General features: G+C 61.5%; 22 protein-coding genes. 13 read left to right on the plus strand and 9 right to left on the minus strand.

What is annotated here, in order from left to right; genetic code table 11:
- Nucleotides 1-70: 70 nt before the first annotated feature.
- Nucleotides 71-754: a helix-turn-helix transcriptional regulator gene (locus B9A97_RS18475; protein WP_084366903.1), complete on the plus strand. Its 684-nt coding sequence runs from the start codon at nt 71-73 to the stop codon at nt 752-754.
- Here the strand turns inward: B9A97_RS18475 and B9A97_RS18480 are convergent, their stop codons facing one another.
- Nucleotides 755-2,341: a trimethylamine methyltransferase family protein gene (locus B9A97_RS18480; protein ID WP_084366905.1), complete on the minus strand. Its 1,587-nt coding sequence runs from the start codon at nt 2,339-2,341 to the stop codon at nt 755-757.
- A gap of 226 nt (nt 2,342-2,567) precedes the next feature.
- On the opposite strand from B9A97_RS18480, the gene B9A97_RS18485 reads away from it, so the two are divergent.
- Nucleotides 2,568-6,590 (plus strand): PAS domain-containing protein, encoded by a 4,023-nt coding sequence (locus B9A97_RS18485; protein ID WP_084366907.1) that lies wholly within the window; start codon nt 2,568-2,570, stop codon nt 6,588-6,590.
- Between the two features lie 10 nt (nt 6,591-6,600).
- Here the strand turns inward: B9A97_RS18485 and mnmD are convergent, their stop codons facing one another.
- Nucleotides 6,601-7,332, minus strand: a complete 732-nt coding sequence (mnmD, locus tag B9A97_RS18490; RefSeq protein ID WP_084366909.1) for a tRNA (5-methylaminomethyl-2-thiouridine)(34)-methyltransferase MnmC2 — start codon at nt 7,330-7,332, stop codon at nt 6,601-6,603.
- On the opposite strand from mnmD, the gene B9A97_RS18495 reads away from it, so the two are divergent.
- The 4 genes from B9A97_RS18495 to uraD all read left to right on the plus strand — a co-directional run bounded on the left by B9A97_RS18495 (nt 7,331) and on the right by uraD (nt 10,848).
- A complete protein-coding gene (locus B9A97_RS18495) occupies nt 7,331-8,509 on the plus strand; it encodes an NAD(P)/FAD-dependent oxidoreductase (RefSeq protein WP_084366911.1) in 1,179 nt (392 codons plus the stop codon). The two genes, mnmD and B9A97_RS18495, sit on opposite strands and share 2 nt — an antisense overlap.
- 109 nt (nt 8,510-8,618) lie before the next feature.
- Nucleotides 8,619-9,326 carry a DUF1045 domain-containing protein gene (locus B9A97_RS18500; RefSeq protein WP_084366913.1) on the plus strand — a complete coding sequence of 236 codons (708 nt, stop codon included), beginning with the start codon at nt 8,619-8,621 and terminating at the stop codon, nt 9,324-9,326.
- A gap of 113 nt (nt 9,327-9,439) precedes the next feature.
- A complete protein-coding gene (puuE, locus tag B9A97_RS18505; RefSeq protein ID WP_084366915.1) occupies nt 9,440-10,360 on the plus strand; it encodes an allantoinase PuuE in 921 nt (306 codons plus the stop codon).
- The gene (gene uraD / locus B9A97_RS18510) at nt 10,360-10,848 is read left to right on the plus strand and encodes a 2-oxo-4-hydroxy-4-carboxy-5-ureidoimidazoline decarboxylase (protein WP_084366917.1); all 489 of its coding nucleotides are present in this window, start codon (nt 10,360-10,362) and stop codon (nt 10,846-10,848) included. Before puuE ends, uraD begins: the two co-directional genes overlap by 1 nt.
- A 126-nt stretch (nt 10,849-10,974) precedes the next feature.
- On the opposite strand, the gene B9A97_RS18515 is transcribed toward uraD, so the two are convergent.
- On the minus strand, nt 10,975-11,160 hold the full coding sequence (locus tag B9A97_RS18515) for a DUF2735 domain-containing protein (RefSeq protein ID WP_244564284.1): 186 nt from the start codon (nt 11,158-11,160) through the stop codon (nt 10,975-10,977).
- A 403-nt stretch (nt 11,161-11,563) separates the two neighbouring features.
- On the opposite strand from B9A97_RS18515, the gene B9A97_RS18520 reads away from it, so the two are divergent.
- The 7 genes from B9A97_RS18520 to B9A97_RS18550 all read left to right on the plus strand — a co-directional run bounded on the left by B9A97_RS18520 (nt 11,564) and on the right by B9A97_RS18550 (nt 15,497).
- A complete protein-coding gene (locus B9A97_RS18520; RefSeq protein ID WP_084366919.1) occupies nt 11,564-12,598 on the plus strand; it encodes a glutamine synthetase beta-grasp domain-containing protein in 1,035 nt (344 codons plus the stop codon).
- A 147-nt stretch (nt 12,599-12,745) separates the two neighbouring features.
- Nucleotides 12,746-13,039: a nucleotidyltransferase family protein gene (locus B9A97_RS18525; RefSeq protein ID WP_084366921.1), complete on the plus strand. Its 294-nt coding sequence runs from the start codon at nt 12,746-12,748 to the stop codon at nt 13,037-13,039.
- Complete coding sequence (locus tag B9A97_RS18530) at nt 13,036-13,401, plus strand: HepT-like ribonuclease domain-containing protein (RefSeq protein ID WP_084366924.1); 366 nt, start codon at nt 13,036-13,038, stop codon at nt 13,399-13,401. Before B9A97_RS18525 ends, B9A97_RS18530 begins: the two co-directional genes overlap by 4 nt.
- Before the next feature lie 2 nt (nt 13,402-13,403).
- On the plus strand, nt 13,404-13,913 hold the full coding sequence (locus tag B9A97_RS18535) for an ureidoglycolate lyase (RefSeq protein WP_084366926.1): 510 nt from the start codon (nt 13,404-13,406) through the stop codon (nt 13,911-13,913).
- A gap of 78 nt (nt 13,914-13,991) precedes the next feature.
- On the plus strand, nt 13,992-14,348 hold the full coding sequence (gene uraH, locus B9A97_RS18540; protein WP_084366928.1) for a hydroxyisourate hydrolase: 357 nt from the start codon (nt 13,992-13,994) through the stop codon (nt 14,346-14,348).
- 3 nt (nt 14,349-14,351) lie between these two features.
- Nucleotides 14,352-15,092, plus strand: a complete 741-nt coding sequence (locus tag B9A97_RS18545) for a metallophosphoesterase family protein (RefSeq protein WP_084366930.1) — start codon at nt 14,352-14,354, stop codon at nt 15,090-15,092.
- A 198-nt stretch (nt 15,093-15,290) separates the two neighbouring features.
- Nucleotides 15,291-15,497, plus strand: coding sequence for a hypothetical protein (locus tag B9A97_RS18550; protein WP_084366932.1), 207 nt, complete (start codon nt 15,291-15,293; stop codon nt 15,495-15,497).
- 67 nt (nt 15,498-15,564) lie between these two features.
- Here B9A97_RS18550 and B9A97_RS18555 read toward each other — a convergent pair whose 3' ends face one another.
- The 6 genes from B9A97_RS18555 to puuD form a co-directional block, all read right to left on the minus strand.
- Entirely contained in the window at nt 15,565-16,710 is a 1,146-nt protein-coding gene (locus B9A97_RS18555; protein WP_084366934.1) for an alpha-hydroxy acid oxidase, read from the minus strand.
- Nucleotides 16,711-16,826: 116 nt separating this feature from the next.
- A complete protein-coding gene (locus B9A97_RS18560; RefSeq protein WP_084366936.1) occupies nt 16,827-17,450 on the minus strand; it encodes an RNA ligase family protein in 624 nt (207 codons plus the stop codon).
- A 42-nt stretch (nt 17,451-17,492) separates the two neighbouring features.
- A complete protein-coding gene (locus B9A97_RS18565; protein ID WP_084366938.1) occupies nt 17,493-17,933 on the minus strand; it encodes a potassium channel family protein in 441 nt (146 codons plus the stop codon).
- An 85-nt stretch (nt 17,934-18,018) separates the two neighbouring features.
- Nucleotides 18,019-18,453: a hypothetical protein gene (locus B9A97_RS18570; protein WP_084366940.1), complete on the minus strand. Its 435-nt coding sequence runs from the start codon at nt 18,451-18,453 to the stop codon at nt 18,019-18,021.
- A gap of 7 nt (nt 18,454-18,460) precedes the next feature.
- Nucleotides 18,461-19,771: a guanine deaminase gene (guaD, locus tag B9A97_RS18575; protein WP_084366942.1), complete on the minus strand. Its 1,311-nt coding sequence runs from the start codon at nt 19,769-19,771 to the stop codon at nt 18,461-18,463.
- The gene (gene puuD / locus B9A97_RS18580) at nt 19,768-21,003 is read right to left on the minus strand and encodes a urate hydroxylase PuuD (protein WP_084366944.1); all 1,236 of its coding nucleotides are present in this window, start codon (nt 21,001-21,003) and stop codon (nt 19,768-19,770) included. The genes guaD and puuD overlap by 4 nt, the downstream gene beginning before the upstream one ends.
- Nucleotides 21,004-21,014 lie beyond the last annotated feature (11 nt).

A 21,014-nucleotide genomic window follows, 5' to 3' on the forward strand; every position in this document is an offset into this window, starting at 1 on the left:
TGGATGATGGCTTGACCTATCACGCTGCTCTTGCCAGCCTTGTGGCCATTGCCTTCTTAAGGGAGTGAGCATGCGCCCCGCCGACCGATTGTTTCGTATCATCCAGCTCATGCGCTCGACCGGCCGCGCGATGACGGCAGCGGAGATCGCTGAGAAGATGGAGGTGGCGCCGCGCACCATCTATCGCGACATGGAGCATCTGATGGCCTCCGGCGCGCCGATCGATGGCGAGCGTGGTGTGGGCTATCTGCTGCGCGAAGCCTTCGACGCGCCGCCGCTGACCTTCACCTTCGAGCAGTTGGAGGCCCTGGCCTTCGGCATCCGGGCGGTGGAAATGCTGGGCGATCCTCGACTTGGGCAGGCGGCGCGCGAGGCGCGGGACAAGATGATGGGCATCCTGCCGCCGGAGCATGCGGCCCGGTTGAAGGCGGCCCCCATTCATGCCTTTCGCGGACACGCCCAGCCGATGCCGCCGGAATGCCTTGGCGATGTCAGGGCGGCGCTGTCGGCCAATCGCAAGGTTTGGATCGCCTATCACTCGCTCGCCGGCGAGCGCAGCCAGCGGGTGGTCTGGCCGCTGGCGCTGGTCAATTTCGGCCCGATCTGGGTGATGACGGCGTGGTGCGAGACCCGCGATGCGTTCCGCGACTTTCGCCTCGACCGTGTCGAGGATTGGAAGGTGCTCGGCGAGCGCTTCCAGGCCGGGCCGCACCAGACCTACGAGGTCTATCTGGCCGGTCTGGAAGCGAGTTGATCAGAAATCGGTCGCCACGCCGCCCTCGGCCTTGCGCCGGGTGACGAAGGCATCGAGTTCTTCTTCGATCGCTGGATCGAGCGGCGGCTTCTCATAGCGCGCCAGGGTTTCCTTGAACACGCGATTGGCGTGATCATAGGTGGTCGGCCGACCCGCATCGGTCCAGGTTTCGAAATTGCGCCAGTCGGAAAGGATCGGCGAGTAGAAGGCGGTTTCATAGCGCGCCAGCGTGTGGGCCGTGCCGAAGAAATGGCCGCCGGGGCCGACCTCGCGCACAGCGTCGAGCGCCAGCGCATCCTTGCTGACGTCGAGGGGTTTGAGGAACTCCGCCACCATCTGCAGCATGTCGACGTCGAGGATGAATTTCTCGAAGGAGGCGGTCAGGCCGCCCTCGGTCCAGCCGGCAGCATGCATAATGAAGTTGCCGCCGCCCTGGGTCAGCGCCCAAAGGGAGAGGGCGGATTCATAGGCCGACTGCGCATCCAGGGTATTGGAGGCATTGGTGTTGGAGGTGCGATAGGGGATGCCGTAGCGGCGCGCCAGCTGTCCGCCTGCGATCACCGCCTTCATGTATTCGGGCGTGCCGAAGGCCGGCGCGCCGGTCTTCATGTCGACATTGGAGGTGAAGCCGCCATACATCACCGGGGCGCCCTTGCGGACCATCTGGGTGAACGCAATGCCGCACAAGGCTTCGGCATTCTGCTGGACCAGCGCCCCGGCAATGGTGACCGGTGCCATCGCTCCCGCCAGCGTGAAGGGGGTGACGACGACCACCTGGTTGCGAGATGACATTTCGATGATGCCCTGGAGCATCGGGCCATCGAGGCGGAGCGGCGACGACGAGTTGATGATGGTGAAGAGTGAGGGTTCACGTTCCATCTGCTCCATGGAAATACCGCGGCCGATACGGGTGATTTCCAACGCATCGAGGTTGCGCTGCCGGCCGAGCGAATAGGCATGGAACACCTTGTCGGTGAGCTTGACCATGTCCGAGAGGCAATCGAGATGGCGCACCGATGCGTGGATATCGATCGGCTCGACCGGATAGCCGCCTGTGGTGTGGATCACGTCATAGGATTGCGCGAGCTTGACCAGCTTGCGGTAGTCCTCCTGGTTGCCGGCGCGGCGGCCACCTTCGCGGTCGGCCACGAAAGGCGCGCTGGCGATCTGGGCAAAGACGAGGTTGTTGCCGCCGATCTCGACATTGCGGGCGGGATTGCGGGCATGCATGGTGAATTGCGACGGGGCGGAGGAAATCATCTCAAGGATCAGTCCGCGGTCGAACCGCACCCGCTCCGACCCTTCCGTCACCGAGGCTCCGGCGCGGCGCATGATCGCGCGCGCCTCCGGCAGGATGATATCCATGCCTATTTCCTCAAGGATGGTCAGCGATGCCTCGTGGATATCGTTGAGCGCCTCGGGGTCGAGCAGTTCGGTTTTCGCCATCCGGTTGACGAGATTGCGGTAGTTGGAGCCGCTGTTGGCGCGGCTGCGCTCGGCGCCGCGTCCGCCCCCGCGACGGCGGCGTTCTGTCGGGGATGGCATTGTCTCGAGATCAGTCGTGCCTGCGTTGCCGATGTCGCTCATGGTATATCCGCTGTGTTATCCTCGACATCGATTTCTGACAGAATTTGCGGCGCGATGGCGTGGCTGTTTGCGACCACAGGCTGACTTTCCCAGAACATCCGCGAAAAGTCCGCGCGGCTTCGTCTCTGAAAACAGAATACTGTTGCCGTTAAGAGTCGACGCGTAAAAGCTGTGTTAGTGATTCTTCGTTTACCATAATGCGACAGTCGCAGGCGGGAGGTGCATATTGACGACGGAAGATAATGGCCTGCTGGCACTTGCCTGCACCAGGATCCGTGCGCTCAAGGTGCCGGCCTATGTCAAGGACAGCGAGCTGCGCTATGTCGCGGTCAACGACGCCTATGCGCGCTTCTTCGGCCTGACGGTCGAGGATTTCATCGGCCAGACCTTTGCCGACCTTTCGGACCGCCCCGAGGACGAGGCCTGCGAGGAGCGCGAGCGCCGCACGCTGGTCTTCGGAGAGGAAGAAAGCGCCTTGTGTTTCGATCCGTTCTCCCCGGCGCGCTATCGCGTGCGCCTGGAAAAATTCGAAACCGATGACGGCTCCGTCTATGTTTTCGGGATGTTTGACGAGACCGAGGTGCAGCGCGCATCCGGTGGCCAGTCCAGCTTCACCCGAACCTCGTCCGACCAGCATGGTTTGTCGGAAGAACTGTGCCGCACGATCCTGGAAAATGCGCCCAGCGGCGTCTATGTGCGGGATGCATCCCACCAGACGATCTTCGTGAACCGCAGCTATTTGGCGCTGCGCGGCCTGAAGGCCGAGGATGTGCTTGGGAAGGTCGAGGTCGAGACCTTTGGCGAGCTTGGCGAGCAGTATTACGACAACAATCAGAAGCTTCTCGATACGGGCGAGTCGGTTCAGGCCTTCGATACCGTTCTTCATGAAGACGGCACCGCCGTGCCGATCGTTTCCCGGACGATGCGGGTGGAGACAAGCGACGGCGAGCGCTACATCGTCGGATCGGTCAACGACATCTCCCAGCAGATGGCGCGCGAGGCCGAACTTGACGCCGCCAGGCAGGAGGCCGAGGGCCTGCACCTGCATCTGGAGACCCTGTTGCGGGCGCTGCCGGTCGGTATTCTGATCGTCGATCCGGACTTCGTGATCGAATATGCCAATGACGCATTCTACGATGTGTGGAAGGTCGAACATGACTTCGACATCACCGGCTGGACCTATCGGCAGTTCCTGGAATATGGCCTGCAGGTTGGTGCGCAAAATCTGGAATGCGATACGGTCGATGCGCTCTATCGGCGCCGCGTGGAGCAGTTGCGGGCAAATGATTCGCGCTCGGCCTGGGAGTTGATAAGCCCCCATGGCGATGTCTTCGCCGTCCACAGCAAGCGGCTGGAAACCGGCAAGTATCTGATCGCCTATTCCAACATCACGGCGCTCCGGCAGCGGGAGCTGGAAACCAGCCTTTATCGGTCTGCGCTTGAGCAGATGCAGGTGCCGGTCTTCCTGCGCGATAGCGCCGGCCGTCTGGTGTTCATGAACGCCGCCTATGAACAGATCCTCGGCGGTCCACGCGAGCGATTCCTGGGCAAGACGGAAAGCGAGATGTTCCCTCAGACGGGGGAGGAGCTGCGAGAGCAGAACGAGGCCGTGCTTCGGGACAATGCAACGGTTGAAAAACACGAGGTGCTTACCTTCGAAGATGGCCGGCAGATGCCAGTCATCACGCGGGTGGAGCGCATCGAAACCACGGACCAGCGGCGATATCTGGTCGGCTCGATCACCGACGTGTCCGCGCTGAAGACCCGCGAGCAGCAATTGATCGAAGCGCAGGGACAGGCGGAGCGCTTCTCGGCTTATCTCAATGGTATCCTGCGCAGCATGCCGGTTGGGGTGCTGATCCTGGGCAAGGACCGCACGATCGAATTCGCCAATGCGAAAGTCGCCGAGATCTGGGAATGGCCGGTCACCGAAACCCTTGAGGGCCACAGTTTCCTGGAATTCGAGCAGATCCGGCACGAGCAGGGCTGGACCTGGTGGAGCGACCTGGACTTTTCGGCCGAAGCGGGCCAGCGGCTTGAGGAATTGCGGGTTGTCGAAGAAACACCCCACCAGGAGCTTAAGGCATCCGACGGCAAGATGGTGGTGGTCACCTGCCAGGCGATCATCGATGGCCGCGTGCTCATCACCTATTCCGACATCACCGACGTGCGCCAGCGCGAGCAGGAGATCAGCGAGGCGCGGGCGCGGCTGGCCGAACTTGGCCAGGTGATGCGCGACGCCACGCGCGTGATGTCACAGGGCCTGCTGGTGATCGAGGGCGAAGAGATCAAGCTGGCCAATGACGCGCTGCCAGAAATCCTCGATCTGCCGCCACACCTTGTGGCGCAGGGACAGCCATGGCGCGCCTGCTTCGACCACTGCGCCGCGCGTGGCGATTTCGGCGACAATCCGGACGAGTTTTTCCAGGCCTGGACGGCCGACGGGGAAGACATCAAGCCCTTCTCGGTTGTCTTCCTGGCCGACCGGAAGACCTGGGTGCAGATGGAAGTGACGGTGAGCGGCCGTGGGCGCTGGACCATCGCCTGCACCGATGTCACCGAGATCAAGCAGCGCGAACAAGAGCTGACGGAACTGCTGCTGCGGGCCGAGACCGCCGACCGCGCCAAGTCCGAATTCCTGGCCAATATGAGCCATGAAATCCGCACGCCGATGAACGGTGTGCTCGGCATGGCGGAGCTTCTGTCCAAGTCGGCGATGGACACCCGGCAGAAGACCTTTGTCGATATCATCGTCAAGTCAGGAAATGCGCTGCTGACGATCATCAACGATATCCTGGACTTCTCCAAGATCGATGCCGGGCAGCTCAGCCTGCGCAAGGCGCCTTTCGATCCTGTGGAAGCGATCGAGGATGTCGCAACGCTCTTATCGACATCCGCCGCGGAAAAGGACATCGAACTCATCGTGCGTGGCGACGCAACCATGCGCCATATGGTGGTCGGCGATGCCGGGCGCTTCCGTCAGATTGTCACCAATCTCGTCGGCAATGCCGTGAAATTCACGGAAAAGGGCCATGTGCTGATCGAGCTTTCGTCCGAGCCGGCGGAGCCGGGCCATGTGATGACGGCGATCCGCATCGAGGATACCGGCATCGGCATTCCGCCATCCAAGCGCGATGCGATCTTCGACAAGTTCTCCCAGGTGGATGCCTCCTCGACCCGCCGTCATGAAGGAACCGGTCTTGGTCTCGCGATCACGGCGGGGCTGGTGGACCTGTTCGGCGGGCGGATCGAGGTGGAGAGCGAAGTGGGCAGGGGATCGGTTTTCACCGTCTATCTGCCTTTCGTCATCGCCAAGGACCGCCAGAGGCTGAACCCGGTGCCGTTCAACGTTCAGGACGCGCGCATCCTGGTCATCGACGACAATGCCATCAACCGGCGTATCCTGACCGAGCAACTGGCGAATTGGGGCTTTGACGGCGTGGCCGTCGAGAATGGCCGTTATGCGCTGGCGATCCTGGACGAGGCGGCGCGCACGGGCATCGCCATCGACGCTCTGGTGATCGATTACCAGATGCCCGGCATGAACGGCATGGATGTGGCGCGCTTGATCCGCGGGGACCGGCGGTTCGACGATATCGCCATCATCTTCCTGACCTCCATGGACATGGTCGGCGACGAACACATCTTCCGCGAACTCAACGTGCAGGCCCATCTGATGAAGCCGGCGCGCGCCTATATGCTGCGTGCTGCGATCGTCGATGTGGTGCGGGCAGGGCGTATCAGGCGCGGCAGCGGGACAAGGCACGTGGAGCCAGCCTCAGAACTGCCCGAGATAACCATGCGCGAACCGCAGGCGACAACGGCGTCCGCCGTGCTCAAGTCGCATCCGGCCGTGCTGGTCGCCGAGGACAACGAGGTCAACCAGATCGTCTTCACCCAGATCCTGCATGGCATGGGGATCGAATTCGTCATCGTCGCCAATGGCGCGGCGGCGGTCGAATCCTACAAGCGGCTGGATCCGGGCGTAATCCTCATGGACGTGTCGATGCCGGTGATGAACGGCCATGAGGCAACGCGAGCGATCCGCGCACTCGAGGCGCAAGCCGGAGATGGCCGCCATGTGCCGATCATCGGGGTGACGGCCCATGCGCTGGAAAGCGACCGGGAGCTGTGTCTCGCCGCCGGCATGGACGACTACATGTCGAAGCCGATCAGCCCCGAACTGCTGGAGCAGAAGATCGATCGCTGGATGCTCACCCAACCAGGCCGCCAGAGCGGGGCGAGGTGAGGGAAGAATATCAGGCCTTTGTGCCGCAAAGCATTTCGCGCTTGCCGGCAAAGCCCTTGCGCCGCTCGACCTGAAAGCCCGACGCGGTGAGGTTGCGGCGCACGAAGCCCGCTGCGGCATAGGTCGCAAAGGTGCCATCCGGCGACGTCTTGGCATGGAGCGCCTGCATCAGCTCCAGCGACCACATGTCAGGGTTTCTGGCCGGCGCGAAGCCATCGAGAAACCAGGCGTCGAAGGTCGTGTCCTGCGCCCGGATCCCCGTGAGCGCCGGACCGCAGACCACCGTCAGGCGCGTCTGCGCGTCGAGATCGAGGGCGATTGTGCCCTTGGGCTGGTCCGGCCACAGCGCGACCAGGGCTTCCCGTTCCGCATCGATCTGCGGAAAGCGGATAAGCGCACGATCCAGCTCCTGCGCTGTCATGGGATAGAGTTCGAAGGATGTGAAGGACAGAAAGCCTAGGGGTGTGCGGCTTTCCTTCCACTGGCGCCAGGTCTCGCACAGGTTCAATCCGGTGCCGAAGCCGAGTTCGCCGATCTGGAACGCACCGTCCCTGGTCCAGCGCTGCGGCAGGCCGTTGCCGCCGAGGAAGACGTGATCGCATTCCAGGCGGCCATCGGTGCGGCAATAAAAGTGGTCGCCAAAGGCGGTCGAATAGGGCATATCGCCCTCATGCCATTCGAGGCTTTGCTGCTCGTTGCCGCGTTCTGGGCCGTTTTCCGGATCGCTGATGGAACTGATCATGGGACATGCCGATACGGCCGGGGCGGGCCGCCGTCAATCGCCGGTGACGCTTTTGATCGTCGGCGGCGGCATTATGGGCCTCTGGGCCGCCGTCAAGGCGGGGCGGGCCGGCATCGACACACTGCTGATCGACGGGTCGGGTGTTGCGAGCGGCGCAAGCGGCGGCATTCTCGGCGCCCTGATGCCGCATATGCCCGATCGCTGGTCGGCCAAGAAGCAGTTCCAGTTCGACGCCCTCCTGTCTCTGGAGGAGGAGATCGCCGCACTCGAGGCCGAGACAGGGCTTGATGCCGGCTATCGTCGCTGCGGCCGGCTGATCCCCTTGCCAAAGCCGCATCTGGTGGACATCGCGCTGGGGCATCAGCGCGATGCCGACATACACTGGCGCCAGGGTAGCCGCAGCTTCGCCTGGAATGTCATTACCGCACCGCTGGAGGCCGGATGGCCCGTCGTGGAGACCGGTCAGCCTCTGGTCCATGATACCTTTGCCGCGCGCGTCTCGCCCCGTGGGCTGACGGCCGCGCTGCGCCGCTCGGCGGAACGCCTGGCAAATGTCAGCATCATGGAGGGCACTGATGTTGTCGGCTTCGATACTGCAGGATCTGCAGCTTTGTTGTCCGACGGGGAGAGGATCGCCTACGGCCACTGTATCGTCGCAGCTGGCCATCGGTCCTTCGACCTTCTCGCCTCGCTTGGCCCGGATCTGCCGCGGCCGCTCGGACAGGCTGTCAAGGGGCAGGCCGCCCTTTTGCGGGCCGCGATCAATCCCGATCTGCCGCTGGTCTTTCTCGATGGCCTCTACATCGTGCCGCATGGCGACGGCACGGTTGCCATCGGCAGCACCAGCGAAAACAGCTTCGATCAGCCCTTCGACACCGATTCCCAGCTGGAGGACTTGACCGCGCGGGCCCGTGCGCTCGTTCCGTCGCTGCATGACGCAGATGTGATCGCGCGTTGGGCAGGGCTTAGGCCGAAGGCGATCGAGCGCGATCCCATGGTAGGTCCGCATCCCGAGCACGGGAATGTTCTGGCCCTCACCGGCGGCTTCAAGGTGAGCTTCGGCCTTGCCCACCGGCTCGCAGAGGCCGTGCTCGCCCCCCTGACGGGCGCCTCGATTTCCCTTCCGCCGGGCTTTGACATGGCCCATCACCTGGCGTCCGCTTCGCGTCAAAGATGAAGTGCAGGGGCCTTTGCCCGTCGTGATCCTGTCACGCAAATCACCTAACTGCTTGCCTATAACGTTAATTGCTAAAGTTTGTCGGCGACAGACGGACGAGGTGATCAGCATGCGGTATGCCATCTTCTTCACGCCACCTCCGAGCGATCCGCTGACGCTTGTGGCTGCCAGCTGGCTGGGTCGCAACGCCTATTCCGATGCACCGGTCGATCATCCCGATGTCCGCGGGCTGGGCATCCATGAGATCGCCTATTACACGGCAATGCCCCGTCGCTACGGTTTCCACGCGACGATCAAGGCGCCGTTCCGCCTCAATGACGGCATGAGCGAGTCGGCACTGTTGCGCGACATGATGCGTTTTGCCGGTACGATCGAGCCGTTTGAAATTCCCCGTCTTGAGGTTCTGCGGCTCGGGGATCATTTCGGCCTGGCGCCGGCCCGACCCTGCGACAGCCTGCAATTCGTGTCGTCGGCCGTGATCCAGGAATTCGATGCCTTTCGTGCGCCCCTCAGTGAAGCCGAGATCGAGCGGCGCAATCCGGATGGTCTATCGGCGACGCAATTCGCCAACCTGCATCGCTGGGGTGATCCCTATGTGATGGAAGAATACCGCTTCCGCATGACCTTGACCGGCCCCGTGGGTGGCGGCGACATGGCGCGGGTGGACAGGGCGCTGCACGCCCTGTTCGACCCATTGCTGGAGGAGCCCGTTGTGTTTTCCAACCTGGCGCTGTTCATCGAACGGGAGGTCGGCGCGCCGTTCCAGGTTCATTCGCTGCACCCCATGGGCAGGGTTTCGGCCCGCCGCATCGCCTGACGGTGGGCCCGACCTCAGGACGAAAAAGGCAACAGCCCGGTCCAAGTTTTGCATCTCGACAAGCCTGCATGGGATGCTTACCGTTCGCGGCATCAAGACCAAGGTGATGCCCGATGCATAAAGACTATCCCCGCGACCTCATCGGCTACGGCCGCTCCACCCCCGATCCGAAATGGCCAGGCGATGCCCGCGTCGCGGTGCAATTTGTGCTCAACTATGAGGAAGGCGGCGAAAGCTGCATTCTCGACGGCGATCCGGCCTCGGAAAATCTCCTGTCGGAGATCGTCGGGGCGCAGCCCTGGCCCGGCCAGCGCAACCTCAACATGGAGTCGATCTACGAATATGGTTCGCGCGCCGGCTTCTGGCGCTTGTGGCGCATGTTCACCGACCGCAAGGTTGCCGTCACGGTCTATGGGGTCACGCTTGCGATGGCGCGCAATCCCGAGGCCGTGGCTGCCATGAAGGAAGCAGACTGGGAAATTGCCAGCCACGGCTATCGCTGGCTGGAATACAAGGACTTTCCCGTCTACGTGGAGCGCCAGCATATTTTGGAGGCGGTGCGCCTGCATAAGGAGCTGACCGGCTCCCATCCGCTCGGCATGTATCAGGGCAAGCCCTCCGACAACACGCTGCGGCTGGTTATGGAGGAGGGCGGCTTCATGTATTCCTCCGACAGCTATGCCGATGACCTGCCATATTGGGTCAAGGGCGTGGACGGCAAACCCTTCCTCATCATTCCCTATACGCTCGAAACCAATGACATGCGCTTTGCCACGCCGCAGGGCTTCAATTCCGGCGACCAGTTCTTCACCTATCTCAAGGACGCCTTTGACGTGCTCTACGAGGAAGGCAAGGCCGGCAGCCCAAAGATGATGTCCGTCGGCCTGCATTGCCGCCTCGTCGGTCGACCCGGTCGTGCCGCGGCGCTCGCCCGCTTCATCGACTATGTCACCAGCCACGAGAAGGTCTGGATCCCCAAGCGCATCGAGATCGCCGAACACTGGCATAAGCATCACAAGCCGGACACCATCTGATGATCAGCCGCGACGATTTTGTTTCCCGCTATGGCGGTGTCATCGAACACTCGCCCTATCTGGCCGAGCGCGCCTATGATGCCGGTCGTATCGTCGAACCGCTCACCGCGATGGGTGTGCATGCGGCCCTGGTCGAGGCGTTTCGGATGGCTAGCGAGGATGAGAGGCTTGGTGTGCTGCGCGCCCATCCGGATCTCGCCGGCAAGCTCGCCATGGCAGGTGGGTTGACGGAAGACAGCCGCAAGGAACAGGCCGGTGCGGGCCTCGATCGGCTCGATGCTGCGGAGTTTGCACGCTTCACCGAATTGAATACCGCCTACACGGCAAAATTCGGCTTTCCGTTCATCATAGCGGTCAAGGGACTGACGAAGGAAGACATCTTGGCAGCGTTCGAGCAGCGGATCGGCAATGAGCGGCAGGTCGAATTTGAAACGGCGGCGGCCCAGGTGGAGCGCATTGCGCTTTTGCGGCTGCAGGCCATGTTTTAAGCCGGTCGTATCAAAGGCCAGACTTTGGAATGCTTCAGGCGCGTTAGCGGCACGCGCCGAAAACCTTTACAGGCAACGGATGAGAAAGTCGGCGCGGGAAGCCCGGGCCGACTGCTCATTGTGCCGTCATTGCTTGCGCGCCTCTTCCGCTTCGCGGATCGCGTCTTCGTGATACCAGCTGGCGGAGCCGCTTTCGTAAATCACGGGACGCGCCGTTGCGCGCTCACGCATTTCATTGATCTTCTGCAGGTTGCGGACCGGAAACTGGTAGATCTTCGCCGATTCCCGAACCATGTTCGTTGTCATGCTCATGCTACTGCCTCACGTTTACACTCGGCTTTTCAGCCTGATGAACCTTGCATATCACGCCGCATAACCAAATGCACATGAAAAGTGCAATTTGCTCATTTTATAGGCACATTCCGGCGATTTATTTCAGTGAGTGCGAATTCATCACTCCCAGCACACCCTGAATTTGCGTCTATAAACGCCACATGCCATTTCAATGTTCCCTGATGTTAAGCGAAAACTATTAAAGAAATTACTGGTTTAGCCGGATTTCGCGAGGGTTTGGGTAGCTGGTGGCAAAATTGTTCAACGCGCATCTCGAAGTTGGCACGCTTCATGCTTCGTTAAGGGGGACTCGCCGGACTGCCGGAGAATCACCCCCTCTGTTGTGCCCACCTAGGGGCGCTTGACTGAAGAGAGACGAAGAATGACCAAGTACAAGCTCGAGTACATCTGGCTCGACGGCTACAAGCCGGTGCCGAACCTGCGCGGCAAGACGCAGGTCAAGGAATTCGATAGCTTCCCCTCGCTCGATCAGCTTCCGCTGTGGGGCTTCGACGGGTCGTCGACGATGCAGGCTGAAGGCCACAGCTCTGACTGCGTGCTGAAGCCGGTCGCCGTCTATCCCGATCCAGCGCGCAAGAACGGCGTGCTGGTCATGTGCGAAGTCATGATGCCGGATGGTGTCACGCCGCACTCGTCCAACAGCCGTGCGACCATCCTCGACGACGAAGATGCCTGGTTCGGCTTCGAACAGGAATACTTCTTCTACAAGGACGGCCGTCCGCTCGGCTTCCCGGAATCCGGTTACCCGGCTCCGCAGGGTCCTTACTACACCGGCGTCGGCTACAAGAATGTCGGCTCGGTCGCTCGCCAGATCGTTGAAGAGCATCTGGAGCTTTGCCTGGAAGCTGGCATTAACCACGAAGGCATCAATGCCGAAGTGGCAAAGGGCCAGTGGGAATTCCAGATTTTCGGCAAGGGCTCCAAGAAGGCCGCCGACCAGATCTGGGTCGCTCGCTACCTGCTGCTGCGCCTCTGCGAAAAGTACGGCATCGACATCGAATGGCACTGCAAGCCGCTCGGCGATACCGACTGGAACGGCTCGGGCATGCACTGCAACTTCTCCACCAAGTACATGCGCGAAGTCGGCGGCAAGGAGTATTTCGAAGCTCTCATGGCTGCCTTTGGCAAGAACTGGAAAGAGCACATCGACGTTTACGGTCCGGACAACCATCTGCGCCTGACCGGCAAGCACGAAACCGCTCCGTGGAACAAGTTCTCCTACGGCGTTGCCGACCGTGGCGCGTCGATCCGCGTTCCGCATTCCTTCGTGAACAACGGCTACAAGGGCTACCTGGAAGACCGTCGTCCGAACAGCCAGGGCGACCCCTATGCGATCGCTTCCCAGGTTCTCAAGACCATTTCGGAAGTGCCGCTGGCAGCCTCTGCTGCAGCCTGATCGGCAACCGATATCAAATGACTTGGCGCCGGCGAAAGCCGGCGTCTTTTTTATGTCTGCTGGCGGTCGCAGGTTTGCCCCTCCTGCATTGGCCGCTTCCTTCCTGCCGACTGCTCGCTTATATTCATGGGGGGAGCAAGGACAGCCATGAGACCCTCGGAAGCGCTTGAGAAGAACCGTGAAGCCATCCGCGAAGCGACACAACGCTTCAACGCGGCCAATCCGCGTGTCTTTGGCTCGGTTGCCCGTGGCGAAGATGGTCCGGACAGCGATCTGGATATCCTGGTGGATGACTTGCCCGGTTCCACATTGTTTTCGCTGGGCGGCTTGCAGGACACGCTGGAACACATCATGCGCGGCGTTCCTGTTCATCTTCTGACACCCGGGGACATTCCGGACGAGTTGCGTAGCCGGATCATGGCTGAGGCCAAACCCATATGAACGAGTCGGAACGGCTGCCATATCTGCTCCGGCAGATGAGACAAGCTGCGCTTGAGGCAAATGAGATGGTAGCGTCGCACACGTTTGAAGAGTTCAGGAATGACATGGTCTTGCAAAGGGCTGTTGGCATGACCTTGCTGATCGTTGCGGAGACTGCGATGCAGGTCATGGCAAAGGCCCCTCACTTCGTGGCAGATCACCCTGAAATACCGTGGAGCAATATGCGAGGCATGCGCAACCGGCTGGCCCATGGCTATCTCAGCATGAACCTTCAAGTCGTTTACGAGACTGCGAAAAGTGAAGTGTCGGATCTTGTCGCCTTGCTCGACACACTCCTCTCTCCCCACGCGCAAGGCGAATAGACATGACCGAAATCCTCATACCCCAGCCCTTGACCGCCTCCGCCTTTGCGCCGTTCGGCGATGTCATCGAGGCTGATCCGGCGAGCATGCGGCTGATCAATGGCGGTACGACCGAGCGGTTTCATGCCCTTGCCGCGCCTGACGTCGTGGGCGAGGGCGCGCGGGTGATCATCAATATCTTTCGCGGCCAGCCACGCGCCTTCCCTTACCGGATCGACATGATGGAGCGCCATCCCCTTGGCAGCCAGAGCTTTTCGCCGTTGTCGTGCCGTCCGTTCCTGGTGGCAGTCTCGGCTGACGAGGCAGGGCGGCCGGGGCGCCCGCAGGTGTTTCTTGCCCGCGGCGACCAGGGCGTGAACTATGGGCGCAATGTCTGGCATCACCCGCTAATGGCTGTTGGCGGGGTTTGCGACTTCCTGATCGTGGACCGGGATGGACCTGGCAACAATCTCGAGGAATTCTTTTTCGATCAGCCCTTTACCATTCTGCAGCCGGAGGCTGTTCGGGATTGATCTCGGCGTTTGCCCGTGCATTCTTGTGTTTGAGACAATCCAGGATCATTTCACCGCTTTCCGTCTGAAAGGCTCGCCATGACAGGCCTCACCACCCACGTCCTCGATACCGCCCTCGGCAAGCCGGCAGCCGGGCTTCGCATCCAGTTGCTGCGTGTCAGCAGCGAAGCGGTGGAACTGATCAAGACCGTCTTCACCAATAGCGACGGACGCGTGGATGGCGGACCGATCCTGGATGGCGACGAGTTCACCGTGGGAAGCTATGAATTGCTGTTTCACGCCGGCGAATATCTGAAAGGGCAGGGCGCGCCGCTGACCGATCCGCCCTTCCTCGACATCATCCCGATCCGCTTCGGCATCAGCGACCCCTCGGCGCATTATCACGTGCCGCTGCTGCTTTCGCCCTATGGCTATTCCACCTATCGGGGCAGCTGAGGCATGCAGTTCGCCGCCATTGCCGACATTCACGGCAATCACCTTGCGCTTGAGGCGGTGCTGGACGACATCAAGCGGCTCGGCATCACCAGGATCGTCAATCTCGGCGATTGCTTTTCCGGCCCGCTGGAGGCGGGCAAGACGGCGGATCTTCTCCTGCCACTTGATGCGCTGACGGTGCGTGGCAATCATGACCGGGCGCTGACCGACCGGCCAGCCGTCGAGATGGGCGACTGGGAGCGGCCATCGATCGCACAGTTGAGCGAAGCACATCTCGACTGGATCCGCAACCTGCCGTTCAGCGCCGTGATGGAGGACGAGGCTTATCTCTGCCACGCGACGCCTCAGGACGACAACACCTATTGGACGGAGACCCTGTCGAAGGACGGCGTCCTTCATCTAAAGCCGCTGGAAGACATCGAGGCGCTTGCGGCGGGCATCGACTATCCGCTGATCCTCTGCGCCCACAGCCATATCGCCCGGTCCGTTCAGCTGTCCGACGGGCGGCTGATCGTCAATCCCGGTAGCGTCGGCTGCCCCGGCTTCGATTATGATGTGCCCTTCTACCACAAGGCCCAGGCCGGCACGCCCTTTGCGGCCTATGCGGTGCTGGAGAAGACCGCGCGCGGCTGGCAGCCGACATTCCGGCAGGTGCGCTACGACAATCTGGCGATGGCAAGACTCGCACGCGAGCGCGGCATGGGGGACTGGGTGAGCGCCTTGTCAACCGGTTGGATCGGCTGAGGCGGCCGACAATTAACCCCTTAAAATTTGTCTTGGGAAGAGGCGGTCTGCGTTTGCCGCGACTCGATTCCGCCGCTAGTTTGCCCTCACCTCCGGAGGCGAGGGACGCAATGATCGGGCTCGCGACCCGGCGTCCTCAGACGTGAAACTGCAACCTTTATGCGGCGCCCAGGCGCAAATCCATACGGAGTCCATCCCATGCTGGCTGAACGCAACAGCCCCACCATACAGCCCAGTTCTGTCGATGCCGCGCTTGCCTGGCACAATGGCGATGCCCGCGCAACGATCGAGACCCTGCTTAGGGATTGCGGCTATCTCCGCGAACAGATCGACCTCGCCCGCGGCTGCATCAGCAAGGGCCTGACTCGCGGTTGGTTGCCGGAGACGGAGCGGCGCGAGGACTGACGCCTAATGACAATGCACTGGCACGGCCTTTCTGTTGAAGCCGTGCCAGTGTCGTGTATATCGCAGATCAGAACGGACTCTCGGCGATGATATCCCGGTCGATCTCGGTGATCCGCCGCTTTCCGCACAGCGCCATGGTGATGTCCAGTTCCTTGCGGATGATCTCTAGCGCCGTGGTCACGCCCTGCTTGCCGCCCGCGCCAAGCCCATAGAGGAAGGGCCGGCCTATATAGGTGCCCTTGGCGCCGAGTGCCACCGCCTTCAAAACGTCACCGCCCGAGCGGATGCCGCCATCCATGTGGATCTCGACCTTGTCGCCCACGGCATCGACGATGCGCGGCAGCATGGCGATGGAGGAATGGGCGCTGTCGAGTTGGCGGCCGCCATGGTTGGATACGATAATGGCATCAGCGCCGGTTTCAGCCGCCATGCGGGCGTCCTCGGGGTCCAGAATGCCCTTGATGATCAGCTTGCCGCCCCAGAGCTTCTTGACCCACTCTACGTCCTTCCAGGAGAGTTGCGGGTCGAACTGTTCCGCGGTCCAAGCGCCCAGCGAGGAGAGGTCGGAGACGTTCTTGGCGTGGCCATGGATGTTGCGGAAGGTCCGTCGCTGGGTGTGCAGCATGTCCCAGCACCAGCGGGGACGCATGGCCATCTGGAACAGGTGCTTCGGCGTCAGCTTCGGCGGCGCCGAGAGGCTGTTGCGCAGGTCCTTGTGGCGCTGGCCCAGGATCTGAAGGTCGGCGGTCAATATCAGCGCCGAGCAGTTCGCCGCGCGCGCCCGCTCGATCAGGTTGGCGATGAAATCCCGGTCCTTCATGACATAGAGCTGGAACCAGAACGGCTTCTTGGTGGCCGAGGCGACATCCTCGATCGAGCAGATGCTCATGGTCGAGAGTGCGAAGGGCACGCCGAATTCTTCCGCCGCCTGCGCTGCCAGCATCTCGCCATCGGCATGCTGCATGCCGGTGAGTCCGGTCGGAGACAAGGCAACGGGCATGGACACGGGCTGCCCGATCATGGTTGTTGTCAGCGAGCGATTGGTCATGTCGACCATGACGCGCTGCCGGAGCTTGATCTTGGCAAAATCGCTCTCGTTTGCCCTGTAGGTGGATTCGGAATAGGCGCCGCTATCGGCATAGTCGAAAAACAGCTTCGGCACGCGCCGCCTTGCCATGCGCTTGAGATCGGAAATTTCCAGTGCCTTGCCCATGATCCTGCCCCTTGGATGATCCTTTCCTTGGCAATATCACGGCTGGCAGAGGCATGTTAAGAGTGTGAACGACTAACAGGTAAAATTTTTTTACCTGTTAGTCGGATTGGAGTGGATCAGGCGAGGCCGTTTTTGACAATTTCGGCCTGCATCCAGTGGGTCTCGCTTTGCACATGATCCTGGCGAACATATTTGGCGAGAAGCCTTGGCATGTCGCTTTCATGGAACGCCTCGGCGCTGCGGACCACGAAGCCCTCCTGGGTCGCGAAGTTCATCCCTGCAATGATCTGCCGGATCGCGGTATTGGAAAATGCGCCGCGGTAAAGCAGGGGAACGCTGGTTATGCCAAGGTCTTCGAAGCGGTGCAGTGTGTCGTCCCAGGATTGAATTTCGTCTCCCACTATCCAAGCAAATCCCAAGAAATAGGAGGGCAGGGCGACGTATGCGATCGAGTGGCGCGCAAAGAGATATTCTCCCACAATGCGTTCGTCTTTCGCCAACATGGGCGATATGCCCGAGGCAAAGGCCTTCATCCAGTCGCGTGAGGGGTGGTAGCGCGCGTCCGGGCTGCGTGGATGACAGCCGCCTTGAAAGATCGTGGTGTTCTCGCCGTCCATCTTCTCGGTGATCACCACCTCTGTCAGGGAGTCGAGGGCTGCCGCGTCGTTCATGATCTTGTCATCGCTGGTGGCGCCTGGCGACATCGGCAAATGGAAGGTTCGACCGTATTTTTTCGACATACTGGCTCCCAAGCTGCGCGCTCTCTTTGCCATGGCTTCGTATCAGAAATGCTCGCCGGAGCGGAAGGGGCCGACGCGGATGCCGGCGGCGACGAGGTAGGCGGTGGACCATCCGATCAGGAGGAAGCCGTTGACGCCCTGCAGGGCCGATAGCATGCGCCAGTCCGGATCGGCGGTGATGTCGCCGAAGCCGACGGTGGCAAAGGTGGTCGTGGAAAAGTAGAGCGCGGTCGGGAAGTCTGCGACGACGCGGAGCAGGTCGTAGCAGGCGGCCCATAGCCAGACCTCGGCGGTGAGGACGGCAAAAATGCCGATGACAACGCTGTTCATGGCGATCACGCGGCTGCGATGGCCGTCGATGCGCAAAGCTCCCGTGATCCAGTTCATCGCATGGGTCACCGCCATCAGCCCGAAGGTGTGGATGACCACGGTGATGGAAATCATCAGCGTGCCGACTGCGAGGTTCAGCATCAGGTTCGTCATGGGGTCTCCCAATCGTGCGCCTGACCATTTTGGCGGGAGCATCCGGCTTGTCCATGATCCAGGACAAATCGCCCGGACACTCGCATCACGTCTCAGGCCAAGTGTTTCGCAAGTCCTTGCGCACGACGAATTTAAGGCCTGACCAGGTCTCGTCCACGGCGCAGACCTTCACGTCGACAAGGCCTGTTGGCAGGAAGATCTCCCGCAGCACATCCTCCGTGATGCTGGTCGGCACTTTCGATGCCCTTTTCGGCCAGGAAATCCAGATCATGCCGGCAGGCGCCACCAAGGCCAGGAGACGCGGCATCATGGTCTCGAGCGATCCGCGCCCCGTCTCGAAGACGTGGATATAGTCGAGGCGGGCGCCTGGCGTGCCGACCGGCCACTCCGTCAACACCTCGGCGAGCCCCTCGACGGCTTTCAGACCGGCGAGATGATCCGGCAGGCCGATGAACAAGACCCGCATTCCGGCCTTCAGGCCAAGTTTGCGGTCGAGCGGGGTGCCGGAATATCCGCTCATATCAGCCTCACATCGCCTGTGGTTTCATCGCCTTGCCGGCCACATAGGTCTCCACCACGGAGCGATCGTCGCCGAGCGTCTGAAGCAGGAAGAGTTCCTCGCCCAAGGTTTTCACCGTTTCCATGCGCAGTCGCATGGCGGGCGTTGCGGTAGCATCGAGCACGACCAGGTCGGCGTCCGTGCCCGGTTCCAGCGTGCCGATCCTGTCTGCAAGGGACAGGGCCTCGGCGTTGCCGAGTGTCATGTGATACCAACTTTCCAGCGGGTTCAGCCTCTCGCCCAGCAATTGCTGGATCTTGTAGGCCTCGTCCATGGTCTTCAGCATGGAATAGCTGGAACCGCCGCCGACATCGGTAGCAACGGCGATGCGAACAGGCTTTTCCCGGCGCTTGAAGGCCTTCAGCGGAAACAGGCCGGAGCCGAGGAAGAGGTTCGAGGTCGGGCAGTGAATGGCGATGCCGCCGGCTTCGCTGATTGCATCCAGTTCCCGGTCGCTGAGGTGGATCGCATGACCCAGCAGGGTTTTAGGCCCGAGCAGGCCATAATGGGCGTAGATGTCGGTATAGTCCTTGGCGTCGGGATAGAGCGAGCAGGTATAGCTGATCTCGTCCTGGTTTTCCGACAGGTGTGTCTGGATATGCAGGTCCGGGAATTCGCGGGCCAGCGCCTGGGCGGCCTCCATCTGCTGCGGCGTCGATGTGATGGCAAAGCGCGGCGTGATGGCCACGTGGTTGCGACCCGTGCCGTGCCACTGCTGGATCACGGCCCTTGTCTCGTCATAGCCGAGCGCGGCCGTATCCAGCAGGCCCTGGGGCGCGTTTCGGTCCATCATCACCTTGCCGGCGATCATGCGGGTGCCGCGCTTCAGGCTTTCGGCAAAGAAGGCGTCGGCTGAGGTCTTGTGCACCGAGCAATAGGCAACCGCCGTCGTCGTGCCGTTGCGCAGCAATTCATCGAAGAACAGGCCTGCGATGCGCTGCGCATGGTCGGTCTCGACAAAGCGGCATTCCTCCGGGAAGGTATAGGTGTTCAGCCATTCCAGGAGGTTGGCGGCATAGGAGGCGATCACCTGCATCTGCGGGAAATGCACGTGGCAATCGATCAGGCCGGGCAGGATGAGATACGGGCGGTGGTCGATCTCCGTGACATCGGCGGGGGCAGCCGCCTTGATCTCGGCATAGGAGCCGACGGCCCGGATGATCCCATCCTCGACCAGCAGCCCGCCGTCGTCTTCATAGAGATAGCTGCCCGTATCGGAGGCATTGTCCGGCGCGCGGCGAAAGCTCATCAGCCGCCCGCGGAGAAGCGTGGCGCTCATTGGCTCGTGCCTTTTTCGACAGAGCTTTCGAACCAGGCGACGAGCAGCGCGCGTTCCTGCGGGCTGACATCGGTGATATTGCCGGGCGGCATGGCGTGGCTGCGGCCGGCCTGGAGATAGATCTCCCGGGCATGGGCCGCGATTTCGGCATCGGTCTCCAGCTTCACGTTTTTCGGCGGGCGGACCACGCCCTCCCAGACCGGTTCTGCCGCATGGCACATGGAACAGCGCGACTGGATGACATCCCGTGCGGCGCCGAAATGCTCGTTCTGGGCAAAGCGCTGGTCGAAGGGTGCGACCGCCAGTTCACCCTCCGGCGCCGGCTTTTGCACTGTTGAGAGCCACATGATGACGATGAAGATCAGCAGCGTGACGATCCAGGTCCAGGTGGGCCTGCCCTTGCGGGCATGGGTGGTGTTGAACCAGTGGCGGATGGTGACGCCCATCAGGAAGACGAGTGCTGCGATGACCCAGTTGAACTCCGTGGCAAAGGCCAAGGGATAGTGGTTCGACAGCATGAAGAAGATGACGGGCAGCGTCAGGTAGTTGTTGTGGAGGGAGCGCTGCTTGGCGATCATGCCATATTTCGGATCGGGCGTGCGGCCAGCAATCAGGTCGGCGACGACGATCTTCTGGTTGGGAATGATGATGAAGAAGACATTCGCCGACATGATCGTGGCGGTGAAGGCGCCCAGGTGCAGGAAGGCGGCGCGGCCGGTGAAGATCTGGGTATAACCCCAGCCCATGAGGACAAGCACGATGTAGAGGAAGGCCATCAGGCCCCAGGTGTTCTTGCCGAGTGGCGACTTGCAAAGCAGGTCATAAAGAACCCAGCCCACGGCCAGCGAAGCAAGCGACAGGCCGATCGCCTGCCATTGGGTGAGATCCAGCACGTGGCGGTCGATGAGGAAGAGATCGGCGCCGCCGTAGTAGACGATACAGAGCAGAGCAAAGCCAGAGAGCCAGGTGGTATAGGCTTCCCACTTGAACCATGTCAGGTGCTCGGGCATCTGCGCCGGCGCCACGAGATATTTCTGGATATGGTAGAAGCCGCCGCCATGGACCTGCCACTCCTCGCCATAGGCGCCGACCGGCAGATGCGGGCGTTTGACCAGGCCGAGGTCGAGCGCGATGAAGTAGAATGACGAGCCGATCCAGGCCACGGCCGTGATCACATGCAGCCAGCGGACCGCAAAGGCCAGCCATTCCCAGGCGATGGCAAATTCATACATGGATGTCCCTT

The organism is Rhizobium sp. RU36D (genome assembly GCF_900176345.1).
GTDB lineage: Bacteria > Pseudomonadota > Alphaproteobacteria > Rhizobiales > Rhizobiaceae > Allorhizobium.

What these genes read in the sequence shown, in the direction of transcription:
- uraH (WP_084366928.1), top strand. Translation starts at nt 13,992, where the DNA reads ATGACAGGCCTCACCACCCACGTCCTCGATACCGCCCTCGGCAAGCCG.
- B9A97_RS18530 (WP_084366924.1), top strand. Translation starts at nt 13,036, where the DNA reads ATGAACGAGTCGGAACGGCTGCCATATCTGCTCCGGCAGATGAGACAA.
- B9A97_RS18495 (WP_084366911.1), top strand. Translation starts at nt 7,331, where the DNA reads ATGGGACATGCCGATACGGCCGGGGCGGGCCGCCGTCAATCGCCGGTG.
- B9A97_RS18475 (WP_084366903.1), top strand. Translation starts at nt 71, where the DNA reads ATGCGCCCCGCCGACCGATTGTTTCGTATCATCCAGCTCATGCGCTCG.
- uraD (WP_084366917.1), top strand. Translation starts at nt 10,360, where the DNA reads ATGATCAGCCGCGACGATTTTGTTTCCCGCTATGGCGGTGTCATCGAA.
- B9A97_RS18545 (WP_084366930.1), top strand. Translation starts at nt 14,352, where the DNA reads ATGCAGTTCGCCGCCATTGCCGACATTCACGGCAATCACCTTGCGCTT.
- B9A97_RS18565 (WP_084366938.1), bottom strand. Translation starts at nt 17,933, where the DNA reads ATGACGAACCTGATGCTGAACCTCGCAGTCGGCACGCTGATGATTTCC.
- B9A97_RS18500 (WP_084366913.1), top strand. Translation starts at nt 8,619, where the DNA reads ATGCGGTATGCCATCTTCTTCACGCCACCTCCGAGCGATCCGCTGACG.
- B9A97_RS18535 (WP_084366926.1), top strand. Translation starts at nt 13,404, where the DNA reads ATGACCGAAATCCTCATACCCCAGCCCTTGACCGCCTCCGCCTTTGCG.
- B9A97_RS18515 (WP_244564284.1), bottom strand. Translation starts at nt 11,160, where the DNA reads ATGAGCATGACAACGAACATGGTTCGGGAATCGGCGAAGATCTACCAG.
- guaD (WP_084366942.1), bottom strand. Translation starts at nt 19,771, where the DNA reads ATGAGCGCCACGCTTCTCCGCGGGCGGCTGATGAGCTTTCGCCGCGCG.
- B9A97_RS18520 (WP_084366919.1), top strand. Translation starts at nt 11,564, where the DNA reads ATGACCAAGTACAAGCTCGAGTACATCTGGCTCGACGGCTACAAGCCG.
- mnmD (WP_084366909.1), bottom strand. Translation starts at nt 7,332, where the DNA reads ATGATCAGTTCCATCAGCGATCCGGAAAACGGCCCAGAACGCGGCAAC.
- B9A97_RS18480 (WP_084366905.1), bottom strand. Translation starts at nt 2,341, where the DNA reads ATGAGCGACATCGGCAACGCAGGCACGACTGATCTCGAGACAATGCCA.
- B9A97_RS18525 (WP_084366921.1), top strand. Translation starts at nt 12,746, where the DNA reads ATGAGACCCTCGGAAGCGCTTGAGAAGAACCGTGAAGCCATCCGCGAA.
- puuD (WP_084366944.1), bottom strand. Translation starts at nt 21,003, where the DNA reads ATGTATGAATTTGCCATCGCCTGGGAATGGCTGGCCTTTGCGGTCCGC.
- puuE (WP_084366915.1), top strand. Translation starts at nt 9,440, where the DNA reads ATGCATAAAGACTATCCCCGCGACCTCATCGGCTACGGCCGCTCCACC.
- B9A97_RS18555 (WP_084366934.1), bottom strand. Translation starts at nt 16,710, where the DNA reads ATGGGCAAGGCACTGGAAATTTCCGATCTCAAGCGCATGGCAAGGCGG.
- B9A97_RS18550 (WP_084366932.1), top strand. Translation starts at nt 15,291, where the DNA reads ATGCTGGCTGAACGCAACAGCCCCACCATACAGCCCAGTTCTGTCGAT.
- B9A97_RS18560 (WP_084366936.1), bottom strand. Translation starts at nt 17,450, where the DNA reads ATGTCGAAAAAATACGGTCGAACCTTCCATTTGCCGATGTCGCCAGGC.
- B9A97_RS18570 (WP_084366940.1), bottom strand. Translation starts at nt 18,453, where the DNA reads ATGAGCGGATATTCCGGCACCCCGCTCGACCGCAAACTTGGCCTGAAG.